The 26,246-nt window shown below is 39.6% G+C and carries 22 protein-coding genes; 15 read left to right on the forward strand and 7 right to left on the reverse strand.

What is annotated here, in order from left to right; all coding sequences use genetic code 11:
• Positions 1-591: 591 nt before the first annotated feature.
• Positions 592-1,563, reverse strand: coding sequence for a hypothetical protein (locus tag KIV10_RS08845; protein ID WP_214113146.1), 972 nt, complete (start codon positions 1,561-1,563; stop codon positions 592-594).
• 308 nt (positions 1,564-1,871) lie between these two features.
• Entirely contained in the window at positions 1,872-2,408 is a 537-nt protein-coding gene (locus tag KIV10_RS08850) for a hypothetical protein (RefSeq protein ID WP_214113147.1), read from the reverse strand.
• A 409-nt stretch (positions 2,409-2,817) separates the two neighbouring features.
• On the opposite strand from KIV10_RS08850, the gene KIV10_RS08855 reads away from it, so the two are divergent.
• On the forward strand, positions 2,818-3,840 hold the full coding sequence (locus KIV10_RS08855; RefSeq protein WP_214113148.1) for a helix-turn-helix domain-containing protein: 1,023 nt from the start codon (positions 2,818-2,820) through the stop codon (positions 3,838-3,840).
• A 66-nt stretch (positions 3,841-3,906) separates the two neighbouring features.
• Positions 3,907-4,050: a hypothetical protein gene (locus KIV10_RS08860; RefSeq protein WP_214113149.1), complete on the forward strand. Its 144-nt coding sequence runs from the start codon at positions 3,907-3,909 to the stop codon at positions 4,048-4,050.
• An 83-nt stretch (positions 4,051-4,133) separates the two neighbouring features.
• Here KIV10_RS08860 and KIV10_RS08865 read toward each other — a convergent pair whose 3' ends face one another.
• A complete protein-coding gene (locus KIV10_RS08865) occupies positions 4,134-4,616 on the reverse strand; it encodes a YciE/YciF ferroxidase family protein (RefSeq protein WP_214113150.1) in 483 nt (160 codons plus the stop codon).
• A 199-nt stretch (positions 4,617-4,815) separates the two neighbouring features.
• On the reverse strand, positions 4,816-5,787 hold the full coding sequence (locus KIV10_RS08870; RefSeq protein ID WP_214113151.1) for a GlxA family transcriptional regulator: 972 nt from the start codon (positions 5,785-5,787) through the stop codon (positions 4,816-4,818).
• 134 nt (positions 5,788-5,921) lie between these two features.
• On the opposite strand from KIV10_RS08870, the gene KIV10_RS08875 reads away from it, so the two are divergent.
• Together KIV10_RS08875 and KIV10_RS08880 are read left to right on the forward strand one after the other, a co-directional pair.
• A complete protein-coding gene (locus KIV10_RS08875; RefSeq protein ID WP_214113152.1) occupies positions 5,922-6,380 on the forward strand; it encodes an SRPBCC family protein in 459 nt (152 codons plus the stop codon).
• An 18-nt stretch (positions 6,381-6,398) separates the two neighbouring features.
• The gene (locus KIV10_RS08880; protein ID WP_214113153.1) at positions 6,399-6,839 is read left to right on the forward strand and encodes a VOC family protein; all 441 of its coding nucleotides are present in this window, start codon (positions 6,399-6,401) and stop codon (positions 6,837-6,839) included.
• 474 nt (positions 6,840-7,313) lie between these two features.
• Here the strand turns inward: KIV10_RS08880 and KIV10_RS08885 are convergent, their stop codons facing one another.
• Both KIV10_RS08885 and KIV10_RS08890 read right to left on the reverse strand, forming a co-directional pair.
• Complete coding sequence (locus KIV10_RS08885) at positions 7,314-9,500, reverse strand: glutamine synthetase III family protein (protein WP_214113154.1); 2,187 nt, start codon at positions 9,498-9,500, stop codon at positions 7,314-7,316.
• Positions 9,501-9,719: 219 nt separating this feature from the next.
• Positions 9,720-10,961, reverse strand: coding sequence for a DUF2130 domain-containing protein (locus KIV10_RS08890; RefSeq protein ID WP_214113155.1), 1,242 nt, complete (start codon positions 10,959-10,961; stop codon positions 9,720-9,722).
• 143 nt (positions 10,962-11,104) lie between these two features.
• Here KIV10_RS08890 and KIV10_RS08895 point away from each other — a divergent pair, with 143 nt between their 5' ends.
• A complete protein-coding gene (locus KIV10_RS08895; RefSeq protein ID WP_214113156.1) occupies positions 11,105-11,683 on the forward strand; it encodes an alpha-ketoglutarate-dependent dioxygenase AlkB family protein in 579 nt (192 codons plus the stop codon).
• A gap of 74 nt (positions 11,684-11,757) precedes the next feature.
• Complete coding sequence (locus tag KIV10_RS08900; RefSeq protein WP_214113157.1) at positions 11,758-12,504, forward strand: DUF6503 family protein; 747 nt, start codon at positions 11,758-11,760, stop codon at positions 12,502-12,504.
• Positions 12,505-12,609: 105 nt separating this feature from the next.
• Here the strand turns inward: KIV10_RS08900 and KIV10_RS08905 are convergent, their stop codons facing one another.
• A complete protein-coding gene (locus KIV10_RS08905) occupies positions 12,610-15,072 on the reverse strand; it encodes a M14 family metallopeptidase (RefSeq protein ID WP_214113158.1) in 2,463 nt (820 codons plus the stop codon).
• A gap of 113 nt (positions 15,073-15,185) precedes the next feature.
• On the opposite strand from KIV10_RS08905, the gene bshC reads away from it, so the two are divergent.
• From bshC to KIV10_RS08950, 9 genes are all read left to right on the forward strand, one after another.
• A complete protein-coding gene (gene bshC, locus KIV10_RS08910) occupies positions 15,186-16,781 on the forward strand; it encodes a bacillithiol biosynthesis cysteine-adding enzyme BshC (protein WP_214113159.1) in 1,596 nt (531 codons plus the stop codon).
• Between the two features lie 139 nt (positions 16,782-16,920).
• Positions 16,921-18,450, forward strand: a complete 1,530-nt coding sequence (guaA, locus tag KIV10_RS08915) for a glutamine-hydrolyzing GMP synthase (RefSeq protein ID WP_214113160.1) — start codon at positions 16,921-16,923, stop codon at positions 18,448-18,450.
• Between the two features lie 51 nt (positions 18,451-18,501).
• Positions 18,502-20,400, forward strand: coding sequence for a LysM peptidoglycan-binding domain-containing protein (locus KIV10_RS08920; protein ID WP_214113161.1), 1,899 nt, complete (start codon positions 18,502-18,504; stop codon positions 20,398-20,400).
• Positions 20,397-20,801: an OsmC family protein gene (locus KIV10_RS08925; protein WP_214113162.1), complete on the forward strand. Its 405-nt coding sequence runs from the start codon at positions 20,397-20,399 to the stop codon at positions 20,799-20,801. The genes KIV10_RS08920 and KIV10_RS08925 overlap by 4 nt, the downstream gene beginning before the upstream one ends.
• A 30-nt stretch (positions 20,802-20,831) precedes the next feature.
• Complete coding sequence (locus KIV10_RS08930) at positions 20,832-21,362, forward strand: DUF922 domain-containing protein (RefSeq protein WP_214113163.1); 531 nt, start codon at positions 20,832-20,834, stop codon at positions 21,360-21,362.
• A gap of 10 nt (positions 21,363-21,372) precedes the next feature.
• Complete coding sequence (locus KIV10_RS08935; RefSeq protein WP_214113164.1) at positions 21,373-21,597, forward strand: DUF3820 family protein; 225 nt, start codon at positions 21,373-21,375, stop codon at positions 21,595-21,597.
• Between the two features lie 171 nt (positions 21,598-21,768).
• Positions 21,769-23,388, forward strand: coding sequence for a CTP synthase (locus KIV10_RS08940; protein ID WP_214113165.1), 1,620 nt, complete (start codon positions 21,769-21,771; stop codon positions 23,386-23,388).
• Positions 23,389-23,543: 155 nt separating this feature from the next.
• A complete protein-coding gene (gene yidC, locus KIV10_RS08945; protein ID WP_214113166.1) occupies positions 23,544-25,421 on the forward strand; it encodes a membrane protein insertase YidC in 1,878 nt (625 codons plus the stop codon).
• A gap of 94 nt (positions 25,422-25,515) precedes the next feature.
• Positions 25,516-26,208: a toxin-antitoxin system YwqK family antitoxin gene (locus KIV10_RS08950; protein ID WP_214113167.1), complete on the forward strand. Its 693-nt coding sequence runs from the start codon at positions 25,516-25,518 to the stop codon at positions 26,206-26,208.
• Positions 26,209-26,246: the final 38 nt, after the last annotated feature.

Consider the following 26,246-nt stretch of genomic DNA (forward strand, 5'->3'; position numbering starts at 1 on the left):
TTCGATTGCCAGCTTACGCTTGCATGAAGAACAATACCTAAATTGTTCTTGATAAAATAATTGTGGGGATACATTTAAAATCATTCAGCCAAACTATATTGGTAAATGAATTTATTTTAAAAATTGCAAACTATTCAGTCTGTCAAAAATCTAAGGGGATAAATTTTTTGAGGAGTATGTGATTGGAGTTTGTTATTTCCCTTTCACATTTCAAATATCCTACTTTTTTCCAAACTACCAAACTGTTATAATCTGTAGGAAAACTTATACTCTAAAAATGTAGGAATATACTTGTTAATAGTTTTTGTAAGAAAAGTTGTGCCAAGTGATTTTATCGTTGAACTGCACGAAAAGGAACCCTTGTTAATTTATGTTAAATTTATGTTAAAATCAGATTGTTGTTTCAAGGGACACTTATTATTCAAATATCCTACATTGTCAGCAAAACATTTGTTTTTAAAACATTCTACAACAATAAATTAATCACAGGTGTAATGGGTAATAACTATTTTATTTTCATTTGATGCAATAGCATCCATAATAAAAAACCCATCCTTTAAGGATGGGTTTTTTACATATATTTTAAACTGGTTACTGACCACCTGTATAATTCTGACGGACGCGTGCTGTATTATTATTCCCAATCTGTTCCACACGGGAATAATTACCATACAAATTTTGGTAAACGTAGGAAGTATTACTATTTCCAGTTTGCGTAACAAGGCTCACATGGTCGTCCCCATTGGTGCGGCCCTGAAAAACATCGGAGGCATTGTTATTTCCGGATTGGTTGACGAAGCTATCATTCCTGTTGCCCCATTGGCCCACCCAAGAATAATTATCAAAACCATCCTGACTGCTATCGCTTATGTTTTCATTTCCCTTTTGGAAAGAATAATTGTAGTTCTGCATCCCGAATTGTGAGACCATACTCCTATTATTGTTTCCTATATAACCCTGCCAGACAGTTGACACATTATTAGTCCCATTTTGAGCTACGTCAGATTGATTGCCATCCCCCTCTTGGTTCACTTCCGAAAAATTGCGAAGTCCATTTTGTGTGGTGTTGAGACGATTCAAATCTCCCTCTTGGTTTCCGTTGGATTCATTAAAGACACCTATTTGAAAAACAGTACTGCTGTTCAAATTTCCAAACTGATAACTTTCAGAATCGTGCCTGTTCCCCAATTGAAGTAAAATACCAATATTGCCATCTCCAGTCTGCTCTGCTATGGAAAAATTTCTATTTCCCAATTGAACGGAATTATTTGAATTGGCATCTTCTAACTGGGAAAGCGTTGCACTGTTGTTATTCCCAATCTGCGCCATACCGCCGTCATTACCATCTCCAATCTGGTCCAATGTTAAAACATTGGATGCTCCCAACTGGATGACACCACCAAAATTGCCCAATCCATTTTGGTTTACATCACTGTCATTCTCGTTCCCCAATTGATATACAACGGCATCATTGGTGCCGTTCTGGTTGACTGTGCTTTCATTCTGGGCAGAAACCCCACACGTAAATACCAGCAATCCAATACTATAGAATAATACTTTCATAATTCAAATTTAATAGTAAGGGGATATATGTGGGGAGTATTGAATCAAATGTACAATAATATTGAAAGAAACAACTTACACAATACCGAATTTCGTTAAGCGGGATATTTTGTCGACAAACCGCTTATATTAAATATTCTTTCGTTAATACCTTATTTCCCTGAAATTTAAATGCAAATAGGTATTATCCGCATTCTTTTAATGATCCTTTTTGAACCCGTCCTTTGTGGAATCGTCCTTTTCACTGTGCACCTATTTACTCCCTCTCGCCGTTTTATTGTATTCTATCAATAACAGATATCCCAATTTTATTTATCTGTTTTATCTTCTTCCGTAGAAATCAACGGATGGTCCTTTCGCATTCCAACTATCCAGATAATATTGGTTACAGTTGTATACAGCAGAAGAAGAACGGTAATAAGCATACCGCTTAAAATGGATGAGATAAACAGCGTAGACCAATAGATTGTGGTAAACCAAGAGGTAGGTACAGACTCCGCCTCCGTGATGGGAATGTTGAAAAGTTGGAACAGTATCAATGCCATAATAAATAATATGGTATCAAATTTAGCAATAGTAAGCACCTGCTGGTAATGGGCTTCCTTTAATTTGTTATCCGTTCCGGAGCTTATCCCCAAGAGTGTCAACAATAGCGCGAGGATGGTTGCCGAAGCAAGTACCACCGTATTGCACAACATATTGATTCCGGAAAGTGAGCTCGAGATTAGGTGCTTGGCTTCGTAACCGGAAATATTACCCAGTACGAACACGGCAAGCCCTATAAATAAGGTAGAAACCAGACCGCCAATGATGGGCAATTTATTTTCCTTAAAGAATTTTATCATAATAGTTTAATTATTGGTATTTTGAAGATTCAAAAATTGAGATTCCCAGCAAATCGTTCCTTCAAACTTAAAAGCTAGGGACAGCATGCAACAAAATGCACGGTAATGCCCCGGTGGAACCAGCCTTTTAAAATCCCAAGTCTCACACATTTCCGCCCGGTTGTTTCGCAAATCTAAAAAGAATGATAGCCGCTGTATGCCACAATGGAATTTTTTTATAATTGGATTGATTCTTCCAATTTCACTTCAACACGTTTAGGCTTATCCCATTACAAATTGATTTCAGATACAACCAGACTAAATCCGCGGTGCTGATCTTTCAAATTATGAGATAGTGTTAATGCCTGAAGCAATCGAGTTATAGGCGCATATATATAATTTCTAATTTTACCTGAAACCAACCAACTACATGCAGATATATAAAGTTACTTCCCTCCCTTTGGATGAAGTTATAAGGGATATAGCAAACGAATTTGAAACGGACTATTATAAAGAAAAGGGAGAATACATTCTTAACGTACCCCATAATATCGGTAGCGGAACTATCAAAGGAGTCAACTTTGACGGCGGGCTGGGTATAATCCAGTACAATTGCGCATTTAAAGATGAGACTGAAATACGTTTTACGGTAAATGAAGTCCATCCCCTAAAATTTATCTATCTCCTGGAAGGGGAACTATACCATAGATTTGCCAATAAAAATACGCCTCATAAATTAAATCGTTTCCAGAATGCCATCGTGGCAAGCGAGGATAAAAACGGACATATTCTTCGGTTTAAAAAAGAGACCCCTACCAGTATTTTCAGTCTGGAAATAGATAGAAAGAAATTCCAGCGCAATAACAGTTTTGATAAGGATGATATGAATATTTCCTTAAAAAAACTCTTTGAAGACGTGGAAGCAGAAACATCCTTTTATTACGAAGGGGATTATAGTCTGCGTATGACCGATCTATTTAAGACCGTGGAAGATCACCGGGATTGTACTTTCATTAACCTTATAAATATGGAAAGCGTGGCATACCAAACGCTTGTGCAACAATTGTCCCAATATCTGGATGACTTGAACGATTGTAATCAGCGGCATATTTTACGCAGGAAGGAAATGGAACAAATAAAGATAGCAGCAGATTATGTGAAGGATAATATAGCAACCTATAAAGCTATGCCAGAGTTGATAAAATTAACTGGCCTCAACCCGTTAAAACTTCAACAGGGATTCAAGGACCTTTACAATAAAACCGTTCACCAATATGTATTTGACACCCGGCTGGACTTGGCAAAGGATTTACTGGTGAATACAGATCAATCCATTTCTGAAATAATCTTTAAGGTAGGTCTTACCAGCAAAAGTTATTTCTCTAAAATTTTTAAAGAGGAATACGGCGTGCAACCTTCAAACTTTCGCGCAAAAAATAAAAGAAATAATTAGCTTAATTTTCAGTAAATTGAAATTTAAATAATTACATTTTCAATATAAATTATAAAATATAAAGCTATGGCAGAAACAGAAGACGGCTTCGGAAAAAAAAGGGACCAAAACCAATATGGTGAGGTAGAAAAAGATCCAAAAAAAGAGAAAAGGGAACAGCCCGTACCCAAATCCGATAAGCAGAATCCCGATAAAAAGAAAAAGAAGTAATAAGAATTCGGAAATATTCAATATAAAAAACCCTTGGAAATACATCCAAGGGTTCTTTTTTTAAATAAAAATAGAAACAATCGTTACTTTGCTTTTTTGTTCAATCGATCCTCGGCAAGATCGTTCAAGTTTTCGTCCGCATTGTATTCTTCATCCAGCGTTTCTTGAAGTTTTTTCGCAATGCTGACGTGGCCCAGTTCCTTTGCATACCGCACCGCCGTTCCATATCCAGAAATTTCATAGTGCTCCACACGTTGGGCCTCGGCAATCATCCCTGCGTGTTTTACATCATCATCATCCACCTCATCAAGAAATCCTTCCGCCTCTTTTATCAATCCTTCCATCGCTTTGCATTTTTCGCCCTCCGGCTTGATGGATAGCTCCTTGCAAATTTCTTCCAAACGCTTTTTGTGTCCTTTGGTTTCCTCCAAATGGTCCTCAAAGGCCTTTTTCAATTTTGAATCCCCAGCATTCTTTACCATTTTCGGCAATGCCTTTGTCAATTGGTCTTCCGCGCTGTAAAGATCCTGCAACTGATGTTCAAATAATGCTTCTAAATTTTTCATTTTTCAAGTTTTTTTGGTTATTGAATACTTAAAGATAGAAACCCATACAAAAATTGCCGCCGCATTTTAATTCTCTTTAACGCTCTTTGATTGATAGCGTTACAAATTATTGCAATCAAATCAAATTCACGCTCAGCATAACCTTCTTAATGCACTTTTTTACCGCTATCCTTTGAATTCAAATTCCCAATTCAAAACCTCATACTGCCATTTTGTTATATTTATTCCGATACTCCGTGGGCGTGAGACCCGTATTTTTCTTAAAAACGTTTCTGAAAGCCTTCGTATCGGTATAACCTACCTCATACATAATTTCATTCATATTTTTTCGGCTGTTCTCAAACCCTCTTTTGGCAGCTTCCACCTTTATTCTTTGTATATATTCCAAGACCGTATTGTTGGTGGCGGCCTTAAATCTGCGCTCAAAACTTCTTCTGCCCACGCTTACCAATTCGGTCAAATCCTCCACGCATATTTTAGCTTCCACGTGTTGCTCAATAAATCCCTGCGCCTTCAGCACGGCGTCATCGGTATGGTTTTTCTGTCCTTGGAACATCGCAAATGCCGTCTGGCTCTCCCTATCCATATCAATGGCAAAATATTTTGAGGCCAATATCGCGGTTTCCCTGTCCGTATACTTTTCAACCAAATGCAAGAGCAGATTCCAGTATGAATGGGCACCACCACTGGAATAAATACCCTGTTCCTCTGTGATGATGCTCCCCTCCATCACCTCAACCTGTGGAAATAATTCCCTGAACTCATTCTGAAATCCCCAATGGGTCGAACATTTTTTTCCGTCCAACAGTCCTGTGGAAGCCAACAAAAAGGCACCCAAGCACAAGGACGCTACTTCTGCCCCATTTTTGTAGTGCTTCTTAATCCAAGGCAATGCCGATTTATTACTAACGATAGCTTTCCGCATATCCCCGAACAACGCCGGGATTATGATTAAATCGGTCTGCTTCACTTCCTGTAACAAATGGGTGGGCCTAACCGAAAAAAGCCCGTCGTTTATTTTCACTTGTTTTTTTTGCCCTACCAATTGAATATTGAAAATGGGCTCCCTTCCCTTATTTATTTCAAATTGGTTCACGGTTGAAAAGAGATACTGCGGGTCTGCCACTGCCTGCATGACAGAGTGCTCCGGTACCAGAATGGAAATGTTCATAATAGTGATATTGCTTTTCTATAAAGATAAAAACTATTTTGTCGCAAATCACCCCATATTTGTCATTTTCAAACAGTTGCAATTGCCAAAAGTCTTTGCACCTTTACACTACGTAACATTTTAAAACAGCAATGATGAAAAACAATAGCGTAAGCCTGCATCGTATTTTACCGGTGCCACCTGAAAAATTGTTTAAAGCCTTTACCGATGCAGATGCCATGGCGGCTTGGATTCCACCTTATGGCTTCTTGTGCAAGGTCCATAATATGGATGCCACGATTGGGGGAAAATATAAAATGTCCTTCACCAATTTCTCAACGGGCAGTTCCCACTCCTTTGGTGGGGAATATCTGGAGATCGTGCCGAACGAACTTATAAAATATACAGATCAATTTGATGACGAAAACCTGCCGGGCAAAATGATAACTACAGTGAAGTTTAAAAAGGTTTCCTGTGGCACCGAATTGAACATTACCCAGGAAGGCATTCCAGAGGCAATCCCGGCAGAGCTATGTTATTTGGGCTGGCAGGAGTCTTTGGATAAATTGAAAAGGCTCGTGGAACCCAGTATTCCCGACGCACCGGAAGTTTAACATACCAAATCACAAAGAATGGCAAACGTTGCAATCTATCTAAACTTTCAGGGAACTACGGAAGAAGCATTTAATTTCTACAAATCAGTTTTTAAAACTGAATTTTCCTCACCCATCATGCGCATTGGCGATATGCCTCCCAATCCAGGCGCACCCACCTTTTCTGAAACCGATAAAAATTGTGTGATGCACGTCTCCTTGCCCATCATTGGCGGCACGGAACTAATGGGAACCGATATGCTGGAATCCCTGGGGCATAAAGTGATCGTGGGCAATAATACCACCATCAGCTTACAATTGGATTCAAAAGAGGAAGCCGATGAATTTTATGGGCTACTCTCCAATGGCGGAAGCGATAAAGCGCCTATGCGGGATGAATTCTGGGGCTATTGGGGTTGTTGCCTGGATAAATTTGGCATCCGCTGGATGTTCAATGTAATTGACAATCTTAATAGTTAAATGAGAAAAAAATTAGTTTACCTTTTTAAGTTAAAGAAAGAGTATAATTATAATAAATTTAATATTTAACAATATAGTTATTTTAGAATGGATCAGGCAGAATGATTTTGTATAGATGGTGTATAGATATTGTATGAATAGTGTATGGATAGTGTATGGATAGTGTATGGATAGTGTATGAAAAAAATGTTAGATAAATTCCTTATGATCAAATAAATTATTGATAAAAACCTAAAAAACTAAGAAATTCCAAAAACACACCTCATTTAAAACTAACTATCAAATCAGCACCGACTAATGCTGGCAATTATATAAAGGACAATATGAAAAATCCTAAATTGCGATCACATCTAAAGCTTAAACTATATCCATCCTCCCCCCCAAATATTTTGACCTATCTGCTACAAAAATTACCAAATAAAAAAAGCACTTAAATCAATAAGTGCTTTCTTCAATTGTTATTTATATTTTCAACTACTTCGTGAAAAGCAACTCCCTGTATTTGGTCAACGGCCATATTTCATCATCTACCAACAGTTCAAGCTTGTCACAGTGGTAACGTATGATTTCGAAATAAGGCTTTACCTCGTTGCAGTAAGCAAAGGCACGTTTTTCGCCATTTTCAATTTTATTGGCTTTTTTGCGCTCCTCAATCATATCGGTTATCCCTTTGTTGATATTCGATATATGCGCACTTATTTCCTCAATAAGTTGCATTTGTTCTTGGGAATGCTTTTTAAAATCCTTTCCATAGATTTCCTTCAGCCCCTGAACATTTTTAATTAGAATATTTTGGTATCTAATGGCCGTGGGTATTACGTGGTTGCGGGCAATATCTCCTAAAATACGTCCTTCTATCTGTATGCGAAGCGAGTAATCCTCAACCTCTATCTCGTGGCGAGCCTCAAGTTCCACCTTGCTCATAATCCCCAATTCCTCAAATAGCGCGATTGATTTTTTTGAAATCTTTGCCTTCAAGGCTTCCGGTGTGGTCTTGTGGTTGCTCAATCCGCGTTTTTTCGCTTCCTTTTCCCAAGCTTCTCCGTATCCATCTCCCTCAAACCGTATACGCTTGCTTTCTTTAATATACTCCCGCAATACGTTGAAAATGGCGTCGTCCTTCTTCATTTTCTTGTCCTTTATCAACGAATCCACCTTCTTTTTGAAATCAATCAATTGCTTGGCGACAATGGCATTCAAAACAGTCATTGGGTTTGCACAGTTTGCCGAAGAACCTACGGCACGCAATTCAAATTTATTACCAGTAAAAGCAAATGGGGACGTTCGGTTTCTATCCGTGTTGTCCAAAAGTATCTCTGGAATCTTACCCACAACGTTCAACTTAAGATCTGTTTTTTCCTGAGGCGAAAGTTTGCCATTGGTCACCTTTTCCAATTCGTCAAGAACATCCGTCAATTGCGAACCGATAAAAGCTGAAATAATTGCAGGCGGCGCCTCGTTTGCCCCTAAACGGTGGTCATTGCTCGCACTGGCTATGGATGCACGAAGCAATTCCTCATATTCATTTACAGCCATCAGCGTATTGATGAAAAACGTTAAAAACTGAAGGTTTTTCATGGGCGTACTGCCAGGCCCCAGAAGATTCACTCCCGTATTGGTAGCCAAGGACCAATTATTGTGTTTTCCGCTTCCGTTTACACCGGCAAAGGGTTTCTCGTGGAAAAGCACCTTAAAATTATGGCGAAGCGCAACCTTATCCATCACATCCATCAATAGCGAATTGTGATCCACGGCGAGATTGGTTTCCTCAAAAATAGGCGCCAACTCAAATTGGTTTGGCGCAACTTCATTGTGTCTTGTTTTTACGGGAATTCCCAAGAGCATACACTCCCCTTCCAAATCTCTCATATAGTTAAGAACCCGCTCTGGAATGGATCCAAAATAATGGTCATCCAATTGTTGCCCTTTGGCTGAGGAATGGCCCAATAAGGTTCTTCCAGCCAAGGAAATATCAGGTCTGGTAGCTGCCAACGCTTTATCTACCAAAAAGTATTCCTGTTCCCAACCTAATGTCGCAGTAACTTTAGTGACATTTTTATCAAAATATTTTGCCACATCCGTAGCTGCGGAATCCATTACCTGCAATGCGCGCAACAAAGGTGTTTTATAATCCAAAGCTTCTCCGGTATAGGCCACAAAAACGGTAGGGATACAAAGTGTTGTTCCAAAGATGAATGCCGGGGAAGTTGGGTCCCACGCAGTATAACCCCTTGCTTCAAATGTATTTCGGATTCCCCCATTTGGAAAACTGGAGGCATCTGGCTCTTGCTGCACCAACTGTCCACCGCCAAATTTTTCTATGGATTGTCCATTTTCCAAGGTCTCAAAAAAGGCATCGTGTTTTTCTGCAGTTGCACCGGTTAAGGGTTGAAACCAGTGTGTATAGTGTGTTGCCCCCTTTGCTATGGCCCATTCCTTCATCCCTGTAGAAATGTGATCTGCCATGGAGCGCTCTATTTTTTTTCCACTTTCCACGGCATCCATCACGCTGGTAAAGGATTGCTTGGTAAGATATTGTCGCATTGCGGCTTCATTAAAGACATTTTTTCCGAAAACGGCCGACCGTCTTTCCGGCTCGGTTATCTTAATGGGCACTCGATTAAAGGTTTCCTTAATTGCAAAAAATCTCATGGTGGGCATAACAATATTTTTTAGGGTTGAACGGTGCAAAAATATAAAATTTATTGTTCGTACCCCTAAATTCTGAATACCTATTTATAAAAATTATATTAAAATTTATAAACACACCCCAAAAAATTCATACTACATACAAAATAAAGCATTTCAGTATTATTTCGCCGAGCTCTACTTCAATAAATCCAACAATCTAAAAATCCAACAATCAAACCATCCAACAATCTATTCCGGCAATTCCAGAGCCTTTACAGGTTGAATTGCATTCCCCGCAATCCCACGGATGGACGCATGAAGATCAATTGTATTGAAGGTCACTTTATCTATCTGCTTTTCACGCTCTTTCCAAATGCGCTGCATAGCCCTTTTTTCGCTTTCCAAGGCCGTTTTCATTGCCGTGAAACCCTCAACGATTGCCTCAATCTGCATACGGAATTGGTTGCTGGTTAAATAATCATAGAGCATATGCATTTTGTCCCCTTTGTTTTCCTGGGTGCTAACGGCGAGATTTATTTTGATGATGGATTCCCGAAGTACGTGGCACAGCCCCTTAAATTCGGTGTAGTTGCAAATCCAGATTCCGTCCCGCAACCCCATTCTATCCATTCCCGCGGGCATAACTTCCGTGACCAAAACACCTATATTGGCTCCTTTTTCACGAATGTCGTTCTTGAATTTCTCTATCCAACTGGGTTGAAAATCCTTCGCCCTCTTGCTTTCGTAATAAATCTTTCCGCAATTCTGGTCAGACCTTGTATTTACTATCTGTATGCAATCGCCCCCGCGAGCTCCTTTCTTTATTTCTTCAATGGTATCCAGCGGAAATTGTTCCGAGAGCCATTCCTCAATTCCCAACTCCTGCACTTCGCCCTGCAACTGCATGCTTCCCTGCTCCTGCTTCCGCTTCATTTCCTCGGTCAACTTTTTCTGGTCCTCCAGCTGCTTTTGCATCTCCCGAAAACGCATTTCGTTACGCTCCTCCTCGCTCTTTCGTATTTTATCTTTTTCTGAAATGAGCAATTCATTCAATTTTTTTTGCGCTTCGGCTTCAGCGATTTCCTTGAGCTCATTCTTTTCGCGCTTCAGTTTTTCAATTTCTGCCTTTGTCCTGTTGAGCTCCTTTATCTGTTCCGATTTTTCATTGAGTTCCGCTTGCAACGATTTAAACTGATCTTGCTGCTCCTCGCTAATTTTGGCCTTCAGCTTTGCCTCCATCACGCTTTTTTCCTCGCGGAGTTTCCTATCAAAACGCTCCTGGAAAAGTTCATTTTCCTGTTTCTTTTTTGCTTCAAATTCCTGTCGCTCGCGTTGCAATTTTTCTTCGGCAACATCATAACGCTTCTTTTCCGCGGCAATTTGCAATTGGTATTTTTTCTTGATCTCATCCTCAAGTTGATGCGCAAGAATATCCTGAACATCAATGGATGTACCGCAGTTGGGGCATTTTATTTGTGTCTCTTTTTTCATTTTATTTTCAAATTATTCAAATATAAATATTTTATGGAAGATGGTTTTGGAACTGGGAACGGTTATAATTTGTGAATTCCAAAATTCATAACTAGCTTCGAAATCACATTCAAAATTCAAAATTTAAAATTCAACATTAGAATATGGTAAACCTGCTCCCAAAAGATGGAATCGTACATTACTACGGAAAGATTTTTTCTGAAGAAGAAGCCGCATATTATTTTGAGGCCCTGCTTCAATCTATTACCTGGAAAAATGATGAGGTTTTTATGTTCGGGAAAAAAATTGTCACCAAACGGAAAGTGGCGTGGTATGGCGACAGTGAATTTGAATATACCTATTCCAAAGTCACTAAAAAAGCAAATCTATGGACTCCCCAGCTGTTGGAAATCAAAAATAAAGTGGAGGCCACCACCGGCGAAACCTTTAACAGTTGCCTATTGAATCTTTACCACACCGGCGCCGAAGGAATGGGCTGGCACACGGACGCCGAAAAGGATTTACAGAAAAATGGCGCCATTGCCTCGGTAAGTTTTGGCGCGGAACGCAAATTTGCCTTTAAACATAAAATTACAAAGGAAACCGTCAACCAAAATTTGGAAAACGGTAGCGTCTTAATTATGAAAGGCACTACCCAAAGCCATTGGCTGCATCGCCTTCCACCAACCAAAACGGTTAACGCGCCGCGTATCAATCTTACGTTTAGGACAGTTGTTTTTTGAAAGAAAGATTTTTAAATATGATGTTTAATTAAATCCAACTTTCCCATTTTGTACCTTTACAGAAAACCAAATAAATGCAATCCCTAAAAGCCATAATACTTCTTCTGTTGTTCGTTTCTTGCGATCAAAAAGAAGAAAACCTCACCGCGCAGCAAATCGTGGATAAGGCCATTGAAAATGCTGGCGGCAACATTTATGAGAATGCAACAATCAATTTCACTTTTCGAGACACGCAATACTCGAGCCTAAGAAAAAATGGCAATTTTGAATACCGCCGTGTGGCAAAAGATTCCATCGGAGAGATTACCGATGTACTTACAAATAACGGTTTTGAGCGTTTTGTAAACAATCAAAAAATCAATTTGGCAGATACCACAGCTGCAAAATATGCCAATTCATTAAATTCGGTGAATTATTTTGTGCAATTGCCCTTCGGATTAAATGATCCCGCCGTCCAAAAGGAATTAATTGGCACAGCCGAAATCAATAAGGAAAAATATTACGAAATAGAGGTCACTTTCAAGGCCGAAGGCGGAGGCAAGGATCACGAAGACATTTATATGTACTGGATACATCAGAAAAACTTTACCGTAGATTATTTGGCATATAAATTTTACACCAATGAAGGCGGGATTCGCTTTCGAGAGGCTTTCAATGAACGAACCAACAACGGGATTCGATTTGTGGACTATAAAAACTACAAACTAGAACCGTGGAAAAATGTACCTTTACAACAACTGGATAGTCTTTTTACAGCGGGAAAACTCGAACTGCTCTCAGAAATAAAAACCGAAAATATCTCCGTAACGGTAAGCCAATAATTTTTTTCAATTAAAACTTGTTCATAATTCACTATCAATTAAAATTTCAGAACTGATAACTGATAACCGACAACTGATAATTGTTTATTGTTTATTGTTTATTGTTTATTGAAAAAAGACCGCATTTGCCAAAAACAATTTTCCATTGTGCCAAAAGGACCTGAACGAAACATCGTCCACCATATAAATCACGCTACCCCTACCCTTTTTCGCTTCCGCAAATACTATGGAATTTGCCAATCCTGCTTTCGCATTTTCACCAGAAAAACCAGAGACACTTTCTGGCTCTCCCTTAATATAGCCCACATTATAGCCCTCCGTGATCAAACCATAACTGTCGCTGCCTAATTTCAAACTATAATAAGCATCGCCATACCCAAAAGCCAGCGGATGTGTGCTGTCCAGCGTAACTTTGTAAATGCTTCCGGTAATAAAATCCTTCGTGCTTTCCAGTTCGCGCTGTGCGTAAGGAGTTAAATTTGGGATGGAATCCTTTTCCGCATTATCGGCACCACTTTCATTCTTATTTAAATCAAAGCCCTCTTTTCCTTCAAAAATACCCACCGCGCTTCCCAAGGCAATTACCCTTCCGCCAGCGCTTATAAAATCTTCCAATTTCTTAAATAAATCTTCCGTAATAATGGAATTATAATTTCCCTCGGGAATAATTAGCACATCGTATTTGCTCCATTCCACATCATTGAAACTATCGGTATTTATTGAAGTTATTGGATATTTTAGCTGCGTTTCAAAAAAATGCCAAAGCGCCCCATAATTTAACGAATTTGTTCCTTCGCCTTGCAGCATCGCCACGCGCTTTTTCTTGATTAAATGCACATACTGCGACCCAAAATCGGTCAATTTATCAGCAAAACTTGTGGACGAGACATATAATTCTCGGCCGTGGCGATTTGCGATTTCAATTACATTTTTATCGAAATTTTCATTTGAGTTGTTGCCGCTTCGAGTAATAATAAGACTCCCCCTTCCAAAGGTATTTCCGCCAAAGGCAAGCTCATTTTCAGAAAAACGAACCTTTATGTCATTTTTCAATAATTCTGAAAGGAAAGCCGCATCCTGCAAGCTGTTCCATTTTGCGATGTATCCAGCCGCATTGGGTGCGGGCACATTCGCAATTTCATTGTTCGAAGGATTTTCGGAAGCCGCAACTATTGCTGAAGTCGCCACGGTTTCAAGTCCGTAGGCATAGGGAAGGCTCCACGCGGTAATATCATACGTAATTGGCGTACTAAGTGCGGCATTGGGTTCAAAAAGCACCTGCACCATTTTGCCCTTGGGTTGATTGGTGCTTACCACTAAGGCGCCCGTGGCATCCATCGACCCCTTTTTGTTTTCGGAATAACTAAACCCTTTTACGTTACCACTTTTGGCAAATCCATATTTTATTTCGTGTTTGTCCAAAAGCTCCGCAAGAGCTTTCATGTTATCGGGATTTCCTTTCATCACAAAACTTTTATATTTCAAATTGTCATTTTGAAAGAATTTTTTGAATTCAGCATTGAGCGAAGCCACATTCTTTGAAGCTACTTCAACAGTTGACAACCCAGTCGTGGTGTGGTGTGCAATTCTATCTTTCAAGGTAAGCTCGAAATCTTCATCAGTATCAACACCCAAACCTGCAAAGCCGTGACCGGCCTGTTCATAGGTCATCCCGATGGCGCCCATATACAGCGGATAGGTATCCCCATAGCTGGGATACAGCAGGTCAAAACTTTCACGCGTGAAAAAAAGCCATCCATTTTCATCAAAATAGCGTGCATTATTTTTTCCTATTTTATCCTGAAATTCCCGTTGCCACGGCGTAATTATTTCGTGAAAAGGCTCCGCCGCTGGCGCGAAATAATACGGGTTATTGATGTATTGCTCGTGAAAATCCACATGGATATGCGGCATCCACTGATTGTAAACTTTCAGTCGCTGCTGGGTTTCCACTTGGCTGGCCCACATCCAGTCCCTATTTAAATCAAAAAGATAATGGTTTGGTCTACCTCCGGGCCACGGCTCGTGATGCTCTGTGGCATCGTGCGATGGATTGTGCGGTTTGGCTTTTAATTGATTGTACCAATTTACATACCTATCACGGCCATCCGGATTCATTCCCGGATCAATTATAACAACCACATTTTCCAGATATTCTGAACGTTCCGTAATCAATTTATAAACAGTATTCATCGCTGCCTCGCTGCTACTGGCTTCATTGCCGTGTACGTTGTAGCTCATCCAGACAATGGTTTTCTGCGGATTCGCTTCGCCTGGAACAATACCGATATTCTTTAAATTATCCATTCGTATTTGTTCCAAATTTGCCAAATTTTCTTCGGAAGAAATCACCGCGTACGTAAGCCTTCTGCGTTCGTTGGTTTTTCCGTAGTTGAAATAATCCACCATGTTGCTGTTCGCCGCCACGTGTTCAAAATAGGAAACAACATCTGCATGGCGCGAGAATTCCGTACCCAATTCATACCCCAAAAATTGGGACGGAGATTGTAACTGTGCAAAAATGAAAAGGGGGAAAAACAGAAATACGGAAAGAAAATAACGCGTCATTTTTCGAATTTTAAAAAGGTGGACTAAACTACTAAAGTTTTACCAAATTCAGAATTGCGAATTCTGAATTCTGAATTATACTGTATTTTTGTTTGAATCTTTCCTAAAAACCTATGCCAAAACATTCCCTCCCGTATTCCGAAACTGGATATTTTTCAAATCTAATTTGTGATTATTTGGATGAAAATGAAACACTAAAAAACTTCTACCACAGGTTTCCGAAGCTGGAAAACTTCAAAGCGCAAATGGAAGAAAAGCAACGTGCTTTTTCAGATGAAAAAAGGCATTTGCTCGCGGAGCGCATCTTATTTCAATATGGCGACAATTCCATTTCGCAGCATACCTTGAGCAACATCGATCTATTGCGCGAGTCGAACACTTTTACCATAACCACCGGGCACCAGCTCAATCTTTTTACGGGTCCGCTTTATTTTCTGTATAAAATTTTCTCAGTCATCAATCTTTGTGAGCAGCTTCACGAGGCCTATCCCAAAAATCATTTTGTACCTATATATTGGATGGCGACGGAGGACCACGATTTTGACGAAATCAATTATTTTAATCTCTTCGGAAAAAAAATAAGTTGGAATAGAAATGCCAGCGGCGCGGTGGGCGAACTTTCTACGGAAGGATTAAAGGAATTGAAGAATTTACTGAAAAAGGAATTTGGCGAAAGCGAAAACGCCAAAAAACTCATCGATTGTTTTCGCGATGCCTATTTAAAACATAACAACCTTGCCGATGCCACGCGCTTTTTGGCGAACACTCTTTTTTACCATCACGGATTGGTGATTGTAGACGGCAATGATAAGCGCTTAAAAGAAGTCTTTATCCCATATGTCGAAAAGGAAATTACCGAAAACCTAAGCTACAAAAAAGTTACTGAGACCACCGAAAAGTTGATGGATTTGGGCTATGCCGAACAGGTGCACCCACGGGAAATAAATTTATTTTATTTAAAAGAAAACCTTCGGGAACGCATCATTGAAAAAGAAGGCAGATTTTATGTAAATGAAACGGAAATCTCTTTTTCAAAAGAAGAAATTTTAAAGGAACTGAATGAAAATCCACAGCGGTTTTCGCCCAACGCGCTGCTTCGCCCACTATACCAGGAATTAATCTTGCCAAATTTATGTTATATAGGCGGTGGCGGCGAACTCGCCTATTGGTTTCAGTTGAAGGATTATTTTAAAACGGTGGATGTTCCATTTCCCATTTTACTGCTTCGGAATTCGGTTTTGCTGGTTCCCGGGACTCTTTCAGAAAAACTTAAAAGATTGAATATTCCCCTTAAAGATTTATTTCTTCCGAAACACGAATTGATGACCAAGCATACCAAGGAAATTTCCAAAATTGAAATTGATTTTTCGCAACAAAAGAAATTTTTGAGACAACAGTTTTCAGATTTATACGAAGTGGCAAAACAAACCGACGCCTCCTTTTTGGGAGCCGTGGGCGCGCAGGAACGAAAACAGATTAAAGGTCTTGAAAATCTGGAAAAACGCCTTTTGAAAGCACAAAAAAGAAACTTGGCTGATGAGCTAAAGCGCTTGCAAAATATTCAGGACCAACTTTTCCCGAAGCAAAGTCTACAGGAACGCCAGCTAAATTTTTCTGAATTCTACCTGGAATACGGCGAGGATCTATTGGATTCATTGAAAGAAAACCTAGATCCGCTGGATGCTACTTTTACTGTTTTGGAGCTATAAAAATATAGTAAATTGACAATTTGAGATCAATAAACCGAATAGAATAAATTATTTATTCGTGAATTCGTGGTTAAAAAACCAGAACATAAAATTCCCAATTTTGAATTCCTAATTCGTAATTAAAAAAGTATTTTTGCCTATGCAAAACAACGTCCTCATTTTAGATTTTGGTTCGCAGTACACCCAATTAATCGCTAGGCGCGTGCGGGAACTGAACATTTACTGCGAAATTCATCCTTACCACCATATTCCAGAAAATCTTGAGCCATTTAAGGCCGTAATTCTTTCGGGCAGTCCTTTTTCGGTGCGTGCCGAGGATGCACCACATCCAGATTTATCACAACTACGTGGGCACAAACCTATGCTGGCTGTTTGTTATGGGGCGCAATATTTGGCACATTTCAATGGCGGGAGCGTAGAACCATCCAATATTAGGGAATACGGTCGTGCAAAACTTTCTATGATAAAATCTGGAGAAGTTTTTTTCAATGGCATTCCTGAAAACACACAAGTATGGATGAGCCACAGCGATACCATTGCCCAACTCCCGAAGAATGGGGTTCGGCTCGCCAGTACCGCAGATGTTTTGAACGCAGCGTATAGAATTGATGGCGAGGAAACGTACGCAATACAATTTCACCCAGAAGTGTATCATTCCACGCACGGAAAGCAATTGCTTGAAAATTTTCTGGTAACTATCGCAGGAGTTCAGCAAACTTGGACACCCACAGCATTCGTTGATACCACGGTTGCGGTTTTGCAGGAACAGTTAGGAAATGACAAGGTTGTGCTTGGCCTAAGCGGTGGGGTAGATTCTACCGTAGCTGCAATTCTTCTCAATAAAGCTATTGGCAACAATCTCTATTGCATCTTTGTGAATAACGGACTGCTGCGTAAAAATGAATTTGAGAGCGTACTGCACCAGTATAAGGATATGGGCCTTAACGTAAAAGGCGTGGACGCTTCGGAACGCTTTTTGGAAGCGCTTAAAAATGAAAGCGACCCCGAGAGAAAGCGTAAGGCTATCGGGAAAGCTTTTATCGAGGTCTTTGATGATGAAGCACACCAAGTAAAAGACGTTGATTGGTTAGCGCAAGGAACAATATATCCCGATGTTATTGAAAGCGTCTCGGTTAATGGTCCTTCGGTGACCATTAAAAGTCACCATAACGTTGGTGGCCTTCCTGATTTTATGAAATTGAAAATTGTGGAGCCATTACGCATGCTTTTCAAGGATGAAGTACGAAGAGTTGGAAAGGAAATGGGCATAGATCCAGAATTACTGGGCAGGCACCCCTTCCCCGGCCCAGGATTGGCGATTCGCATTCTTGGCGATATTACTGCAGAAAAAGTTCGTATTTTACAGGAAGTGGATGCCATTTTCATTAACGGACTCAAAAAATGGAACCTGTACGATAAAGTGTGGCAAGCGGGCGCCATCTTGCTTCCGGTAAACAGCGTGGGCGTTATGGGCGATGAAAGAACCTATGAAAAGGTTGTGGCACTTAGAGCAGTTGAATCTACCGACGGCATGACCGCAGACTGGGTAAACCTTCCCTATGAATTTTTACAGGAGGTGAGCAACCACATAATAAACCGCGTGAAAGGCGTTAATAGAGTAGTCTATGATATAAGCTCAAAACCGCCCGCAACTATTGAGTGGGAATAATTTTGAAACCGAAGTATTATGACCAAAAAATCTAAATTCCGAATAATTTTTATGTTGAAGTTTTTAACATTCGCTTCTGTAATTTTTCTATTTACCATCAGTTGTGGTTCCGTGGCACAACAGCAATACAAAAGTTACGCGGTAAAACAGGGTGAGACAGTTTATAGCATTGCAAAGGACAATAATATTTCAGAAGAAATAATCTACAATCTAAACCCTGATGCCCGCAATGAGCTTAAAACCAACAGCATCCTCATACTTCCAGCAAAAAGTGGAAGCGGCAATAATTCTTCAGCTCAAAATTACAAAGAGCATAAAGTGAAGCGCAAGGAAACTATTTTCGGCATTGCGCAAATGTATAATATAAGCGTTGATGACCTTAAAAAGGCAAATAAGGAACTGTATTCGCGCGGTCTGAAAAATGGAGAGAAAATATTGATTCCTATAAATTCTGAACCAAACAATCCTGTTTCATCTACGCAGGAGACACTTCCGGGAACTGAAAAATATAAAGTTCAGGCCAAGGAAACCAAATTTGGAATTGCCAGAAAATATGGAATAAGCATCGCAGAGCTTGAAGATTTAAATCCAGAAATGGGAACGAATTTAAAGGTAGGCGAAACCATTATCGTTCCCAGTAAAGTTGTAATTGAAACCTCTGCTGCCGAAGAAGAAGGTTTTCAATATTATGAGGTGAAGCCAAAGGAAGGTTTTTTCAGAATAAAACAGAAACTTGGTTTTTCCGAAGAAGAAATTTTGGCATTAAATCCATATGCCAAGGATGGCCTAAAGGAGGGTATGATTTTAAAACTCCCGAAGCCCACTGATACTATTTCCACTGAAGATATTTCAACCTTAAATCTGGAAAGAAAAATCGATAATAAAAAAATGAAGACGGTGGCATTGATGCTGCCTTTTCGGCTAACACAGTCGCAAACCGATTCTACCCAAAATAATGAGGACTGGCTGAAAAAAGACCCCACGCTTCGGGTTGCTTTGGATTTTTACAGCGGCGCACTGATGGCTGCGGAATTTGCAAAGGATAAAGGAATTTCCGTAACGCTGGATGTGTATGATACCGAAAAAAACGAATCCAAAGTGACATCCATAATCTCGGGGAAAAATTTCAAAAAAGTAGATGCGGTAATTGGACCGTTAATGCAAAAAAATGTTGAAAAAGCTTCAGAGTTATTGAAGGATGACAACATTCCGGTTTTTTCACCCTTAAGCAACCGGGAAATGAATATGAATTCCAATTTTTTCCAAACGCTTCCTACCCAAGAAGTATTGAATCGAGCGATGCTGGAATACATTAAAAAGAATGAGTCTGGAAAAAATTTGATAGTAATTGCGGACAGCAAGATGCAAAAGGAAAAGCAAATGATTACCTCAGCCTTTCCAAATGCAAAAACGGTCTCTGCACGTGGCGGAGGGTATATTCAGGCCAGCGATGTAAATAGTGTATTGGCCGATGGCTTGGAAAATTGGGTCATTCTTGAATCAACAAACCCAGTGTTGGTGAGTAGCACCGTAAATGTGCTTAGCGCTATTGCGCCCAATTATAAGGTCCGGCTTTTCACGCTGGAAAAAAACGAAGCGTATGAGTGGCACGAAGTTTCCAGCACCCGCCTCGCAAAATTGAATTTCACGTTTCCTTCCGTGAATAGAAATAGCAACGAGGAAGATCGCGAACCTTTTATCATCAGTTATAAAAATAAATATGGCGTATTGCCCAATCGCTATGCCATCCGCGGGTTCGATGTTACTTACGATGTTCTGTTACGCTTGGCTGCCGGGGACGATATTTTTGAAAATATAATGCCAGAATCTGAAACAGTTTACATTGAAAATAAATTTAGATACCAGCAAATCGATTCAAAAGGGTACAGCAATCAGGCGGCTTATATTTTAAAGTACAATAAGGATTTGAAATTTGAAGAAGTAAAATGAGCACGGCAAAGGTTACATACTTAGGAAATTTGCGCACCGAAAATGAACACTTAAAATCGGGAAACAAATTTATTACCGATGCCCCAACCGATAACAATGGCAAGGGTGAAGCATTTTCGCCCACAGATACCGTTGCTACCGGTTTGGCCAATTGTATGCTGACTATTATGGGAATAAAAGCGCTCGATTTACAGGTAAATATTGATGGAGCCACCGCAGTGGTGACCAAAACGATGGCGGCGGACCCAAGACGCATATCCAAAATAGAAATTGAACTTTCCTTTCCGGAGAAATTGGATGAAAAATCCACAAAAATTATTGAAAGAATTAGCACCTCCTGCCCTGTTTATTACAGCCTACACCCAGATATAGAAAAAATCATCACTTTCAATTGGGGATAAAAAGGCATTGTTTTTGATTTTCAAAAAACTATGAAAATACTATTCGCTTTTTTATTCCTATTTATTTATTCGCCGCAGGACAATTCAGAAAAAATGCCTTGGGACAAAGACCGCAAACTCACTTGGGAGGATTTCAAAGGAAAAGCGCAACCCAATGCAAGTTTTGTGGCGAGCACAAATTCCGGTATCAGTTTTTCATATTCCTATTCGCAGCAAAATGGAGCGGTAGATGTTACTTATACAGTACAGAGCAACTTTTACCCTGAAAAGTCTTGGTTTCAACCCGGCCGTGTGACGCAGCATATTTTAAATCACGAACAATTGCATTTTGACATTTCAGAATTGCATGCGCGCATACTTCGAAAACGACTTTCAGAAAAAACATTTACAACCCGAGTGAAAAGCGAAGTAGAGAAATTATACAACGATACCGAGCGTGAGCGCCGCGCCATGCAATCTAAATTTGATGCAGAAACAGATCATTCCAGAAATATTGAAAAAGAAATATTTTGGGAAAAATATGTAGCCCAAAAACTTGAGGAATATGAGCAATGGCAGTAAAAATTCTGAAATGGAAACCGAACCAAATCCCGAACATTTAGTAGCGCTCGCCAATTATAAAATGCCTTTCGGAAAATATGAAGGGTATTATCTGGCAAATATCCCAGAATATTATTTTGTATGGTTCAAGCAAAAAGGTTTCCCCGAAGGGAAATTGGGCCGAATGATGCAGGAAATGTACGAGCTAAAACTCAATGGCTTGGAAGGTTTGTTGCAACGGCTTATCAAGAAATAAGTTTTTTCACCGAATTCGGAAAACCTTTTGGTTTATAATTCATTTCCAAAGCTTCAGGTTTAGGCGATAAAAAACTACTCTTGCTTAATTTCATTTTTGAATTTTAGACTTTACCATCCGCAATAAAAATGTACCTTTGCATCCCGTATAGTTATTTCAGCAAACGCATTCATGGGCACTACAAAATACATCTTCGTTACGGGCGGGGTTTCATCATCTTTAGGAAAAGGAATTATAGCGGCGTCACTGGCTAAGTTATTGCAAGCCAGAGGGTATCGTGTTACCATTCAAAAACTGGATCCGTATATCAATGTGGATCCCGGAACGTTGAATCCTTATGAACACGGAGAATGCTACGTAACGGACGACGGTGCCGAAACTGATCTGGATTTAGGCCACTACGAGCGTTTTCTGAACACCCCAACTTCTCAAGCCAATAACGTGACCACAGGCAGAATTTACCAAAGCGTCATTGAAAAAGAACGCCGGGGCGAATTTTTGGGAAAAACGGTTCAAGTTATCCCACACATTACCAATGAAATAAAAGAACGAATTCAAATCCTTGGAAATAATGGGGATTACGATATCGTAATTACTGAAATAGGCGGCACCGTGGGCGATATAGAATCGTTGCCATACATTGAAGCCGTGCGCCAATTGAAATGGGAGTTGGGAGACGACAATGCTTTGGTTATTCATCTTACGCTCGTTCCGTACCTTTCCGCCGCAGGCGAATTGAAGACAAAACCCACACAACATTCCGTTAAAACGTTGATGGAAAGTGGAATTCGTGCAGATATTTTAGTTTGTAGAACCGAACACGAACTCTCTGAAGATTTGCGCCGAAAATTAGCACTTTTTTGTAACGTGAAGGAAGATGCGGTTATTCAATCCATTGATGCTTCCACAATTTACGATGTTCCAAATATGATGCTTGAAGAAGGTTTGGATACGGTGACGCTTCAAAAACTGAATTTGAAGAATTCCAAAAAACCGGATTTAAAACAATGGAATAAATTTTTGGATAGACATAAAAATCCAAAGGGTGAGGTTCACATTGGTTTAATCGGTAAATATGTGGAGCTTCAGGATAGTTACAAATCCATTTTGGAGGCTTTCATTCATGCGGGTGCTGAAAACGAAGTAAAAGTAAAATTGGAATACATTCATTCCGAACATATTAACGCTAAAACAATTGGCAAAAAACTCTCTAAACTGGATGGTATTTTGGTCGCTCCCGGTTTTGGGGAGCGCGGTGTGGAGGGAAAGGTTGCCGCCGTAAAATATGCCCGCGAAAATAATTTGCCATTTCTGGGAATTTGCTTGGGAATGCAAATGGCCGTAATCGAATTTTCACGGGACATGTTGAATTTGAAGGATGCCAATTCTACCGAAATGGATTCGCAGACAAAAAATCCCGTAATCAGCATTATGGAAGATCAAAAAAATATTACCAATATGGGAGGGACAATGCGGTTGGGCTCTTGGAAATGTGATCTTAAAAAAGGAAGCATTGCCAGTAAAGTTTATAAATCAAAAACTATTGAGGAACGCCACCGCCATCGTTATGAATTTAACAATAAATATCGTGAGCAATTGGAAAATGCCGGTCTGGTGGCAACCGGGATAAACCCAGACACCGGCTTGGTCGAGATCGTGGAAATTCCCAGCCACCCTTGGTTTGTAGGTGTTCAATACCATCCGGAATACAAAAGTACGGTCGCCAATCCGCATCCGCTTTTTGTTGCATTTGTAAAAGCCGTTCATAAACACGCAAAAAATAGCAATTAAGACAATTTGGCGGATTACAAAAAGAGGCGTTATTGTTGCTAAAATGGCTTCAAGGATTTAATGCATTTTAGCTTTAGAATTTAAATTTGAAAAAATAACATTCCGAATTTTTCGGAATCATTAAAATCGATTGCGGAACAAGTTCGCAACCACATATGGAAGAAAAGAAATTCGACGTAAATTCACTTATAGGATTTTTATTGATTGGTGGAATTTTGGTATGGATGCTATATCTAAACAAACCCACCGAAGAAGAATTACAGGCGGAAAAAGCCAAAACTGAAGCTGCACGACAGGAAAAAACCTCAAAGCAAAAAGAGAGTGATGTCACCTTTGCCCAAGCTGCTAATGATAGTACCAAAAGGCAAGGAGATTCTCTGGCCTATGAGGAAATGAAGAACAAACTCGGTTCTTTCGCCTATTCCACTACCCTTTCCTCTGCAAATGATGAAACCACGACACTCGAAAATGAGGTACTTGCATTGAAAATTAGCAATAAGGGTGGTTATATTACGGAAGCGCATCTTAAAAATTTCAGAAGATTTGATTCGGTTCCGGTAAATCTTATCAAAGATGGCAATGCTTCACTAAACCTTCAATTTTCAGCGGAAAACAGAATGTTGAATTCGCAGGAAATGTATTTTGAACCCACACTTTCAAAACAAGGTGAGGATCAAATTCTTTCCATGAAATTGAAAACTTCAGAAAACGGTTTTATTGAATACAGATATGTGCTGCACCCGGGTGAATATATGCTTGATTTCAGCATCAATTCACAAGGGCTCGATGGCGTTTTAAATACCTCGCAACCCGTTTATTTAGATTGGAAATTGAAGGGATACCGAAATGCCAAAAGCATTTCCTATGAAAACCGCTACTCCCGTTTAACTTATGAATATGATGACGAGAAACATTCCAAGCTTTCACCTTCTGGAGAAGATGATGAACTGGAAGTAGATGTTACTTGGATGAATTTCCGCCAGCATTTCTTCAGTTCGATGCTTTTAACGGATACGCCTTTCAAGGAAGTTGCTCTTACCTCAGTAGATTTGGTGGAAGACGAAGAAGTAGATACTATATATACCAAACAATACGGCGCAAAAATGCTGCTCGAGCCAAAAGGTGGCGCACTGGCTTACAATATGAATATGTATTACGGCCCGTCTGACTATCAAATTTTCAAAAAATATGATAGAAATCTGGATGAGGCAATGCCACTGGGCTGGGGAATTTTTGGCGTAATCAACAAATACATAATCATTCCACTTTTCGGGTTTTTGATTGATCTGCTACCTGCCGGAATTGCCATTATCGTCTTAACAATATTGATCAAATTATTACTATCTCCCGTTCAGTATAAACAGTATTTGGCACAAGCCAAAATGAAGGTATTAAAACCCGAAATGGACGAGATTAAAAAGAAATATGAAGGGAATCAATTAAAAATCCAGCAGGAAACAATGAAACTGCAAAATTCTGCCGGCGCCAGTCCCCTCAAGGGATGCTTGCCAGCGTTGCTGCAGATTCCTGTGTTTTATGCACTGTTTACATTTTTCCCGTCGGCGTTTGACCTTCGCCAAAAAAGTTTCCTTTGGGCGGATGATCTTTCCAGTTATGATACCATTGCAGAACTCCCTTTCCACATTCCATTTTATGGTGATCACGTAAGTTTGTTCCCAATTTTGGCTTCCATCGCAATCTTCGTTTATATGATGATGACAACGGGCCAAAACATGCAACAAAACCAGCAACCCGGAATGCCAAACATGAAATTCCTGATGTACCTTTCGCCATTGTTCATGTTAGTATTCTTCAACAACTACGCGAGCGGACTTTCACTTTATTATTTCGTTTCAAACTTAATTACCATCGGGATTATGTTGGTCATCAAAAATTTCATTATTGATGAAGAAAAAATCCACGCAAAAATTCAGGTGAAGAAAGCGCAGCCGAGAAAACAGAACCGCTTTCAAAAGAAAATGGCCGAAATGATGGAACAAGCCGAACAACAGAAAAAAGCGGGAAGAAGATAATTTCTTCAATATATGGCATTTTTTTTGGAAACTAATGGTATAAAAATTCAATAGAAATCCTATTGAAACGTTTACCGTTTTAAATCCCCATAGTATGCAAAAAAATCTGTTTTTAATTTTCTTCGGAATATATTTAAGTACAACATTTTCTTTCGCGCAAAGCGAAATTAACCAGAAAGATTCTGAAGGAAGAAACCACGGTGTGTGGAAGAAAACTTTTCCCGGAACTAAACAGCTTCGGTATGAAGGTACCTTTGAGCACGGGACCGAAGTGGGTGAATTCAAATTTTATTGTGAAGATTGCAAGGACAAACCCATGGTTGTCAAAAATTTTTCTGGTAAGGATGGAATGGCGAAAGTGCAGTATTTCACCAAAACTGGAAAATTAGTTAGCGAAGGAACTATGATGGGGAAAAATCGTGTGGGCGAGTGGATTTACTATCAGGAAAAATCCAAGAATATAATGACCAAAGAGCATTATGTTGATGGAAAGTTGAATGGCACCAAAATTACGTATTACCCAAACGGCAAAGTTACCGAGGAGGAAAATTATAGAAATGGTTTGAAGGAAGGGGAAAATAATTACTATTCGCCAGAGGGAGTGCTCATCAAAAAATTACTTTATAAAAATGATGTTCTGGATGGTCCCGCTATGTATTATGATGCGAATGGCCAAGTTGTGATTGAAGGATTTTATAAGAACGATAAAAAACACGGGGTTTGGAAATATTATAAAGACGGGAAGGTCACACTGGAAGAAACATACCCAAAACCAGAAAAAAACTAAGAACTTTCGGGTAAGCATTTTCTAGGTCTACCGACCAA

It is taken from the genome of Aequorivita echinoideorum, from assembly GCF_018476645.1.
Classification (GTDB): domain Bacteria; phylum Bacteroidota; class Bacteroidia; order Flavobacteriales; family Flavobacteriaceae; genus Aequorivita; species Aequorivita echinoideorum.

Coding starts and splice junctions, on each gene's coding strand:
- KIV10_RS08845 (WP_214113146.1), bottom strand. CDS start 1,563: ATGAAAGTATTATTCTATAGTATTGGATTGCTGGTATTTACGTGTGGG.
- KIV10_RS08850 (WP_214113147.1), bottom strand. CDS start 2,408: ATGATAAAATTCTTTAAGGAAAATAAATTGCCCATCATTGGCGGTCTG.
- KIV10_RS08855 (WP_214113148.1), top strand. CDS start 2,818: ATGCAGATATATAAAGTTACTTCCCTCCCTTTGGATGAAGTTATAAGG.
- KIV10_RS08860 (WP_214113149.1), top strand. CDS start 3,907: ATGGCAGAAACAGAAGACGGCTTCGGAAAAAAAAGGGACCAAAACCAA.
- KIV10_RS08865 (WP_214113150.1), bottom strand. CDS start 4,616: ATGAAAAATTTAGAAGCATTATTTGAACATCAGTTGCAGGATCTTTAC.
- KIV10_RS08870 (WP_214113151.1), bottom strand. CDS start 5,787: ATGAACATTTCCATTCTGGTACCGGAGCACTCTGTCATGCAGGCAGTG.
- KIV10_RS08875 (WP_214113152.1), top strand. CDS start 5,922: ATGAAAAACAATAGCGTAAGCCTGCATCGTATTTTACCGGTGCCACCT.
- KIV10_RS08880 (WP_214113153.1), top strand. CDS start 6,399: ATGGCAAACGTTGCAATCTATCTAAACTTTCAGGGAACTACGGAAGAA.
- KIV10_RS08885 (WP_214113154.1), bottom strand. CDS start 9,500: ATGCCCACCATGAGATTTTTTGCAATTAAGGAAACCTTTAATCGAGTG.
- KIV10_RS08890 (WP_214113155.1), bottom strand. CDS start 10,961: ATGAAAAAAGAGACACAAATAAAATGCCCCAACTGCGGTACATCCATT.
- KIV10_RS08895 (WP_214113156.1), top strand. CDS start 11,105: ATGGTAAACCTGCTCCCAAAAGATGGAATCGTACATTACTACGGAAAG.
- KIV10_RS08900 (WP_214113157.1), top strand. CDS start 11,758: ATGCAATCCCTAAAAGCCATAATACTTCTTCTGTTGTTCGTTTCTTGC.
- KIV10_RS08905 (WP_214113158.1), bottom strand. CDS start 15,072: ATGACGCGTTATTTTCTTTCCGTATTTCTGTTTTTCCCCCTTTTCATT.
- bshC (WP_214113159.1), top strand. CDS start 15,186: ATGCCAAAACATTCCCTCCCGTATTCCGAAACTGGATATTTTTCAAAT.
- guaA (WP_214113160.1), top strand. CDS start 16,921: ATGCAAAACAACGTCCTCATTTTAGATTTTGGTTCGCAGTACACCCAA.
- KIV10_RS08920 (WP_214113161.1), top strand. CDS start 18,502: ATGTTGAAGTTTTTAACATTCGCTTCTGTAATTTTTCTATTTACCATC.
- KIV10_RS08925 (WP_214113162.1), top strand. CDS start 20,397: ATGAGCACGGCAAAGGTTACATACTTAGGAAATTTGCGCACCGAAAAT.
- KIV10_RS08930 (WP_214113163.1), top strand. CDS start 20,832: ATGAAAATACTATTCGCTTTTTTATTCCTATTTATTTATTCGCCGCAG.
- KIV10_RS08935 (WP_214113164.1), top strand. CDS start 21,373: ATGGAAACCGAACCAAATCCCGAACATTTAGTAGCGCTCGCCAATTAT.
- KIV10_RS08940 (WP_214113165.1), top strand. CDS start 21,769: ATGGGCACTACAAAATACATCTTCGTTACGGGCGGGGTTTCATCATCT.
- yidC (WP_214113166.1), top strand. CDS start 23,544: ATGGAAGAAAAGAAATTCGACGTAAATTCACTTATAGGATTTTTATTG.
- KIV10_RS08950 (WP_214113167.1), top strand. CDS start 25,516: ATGCAAAAAAATCTGTTTTTAATTTTCTTCGGAATATATTTAAGTACA.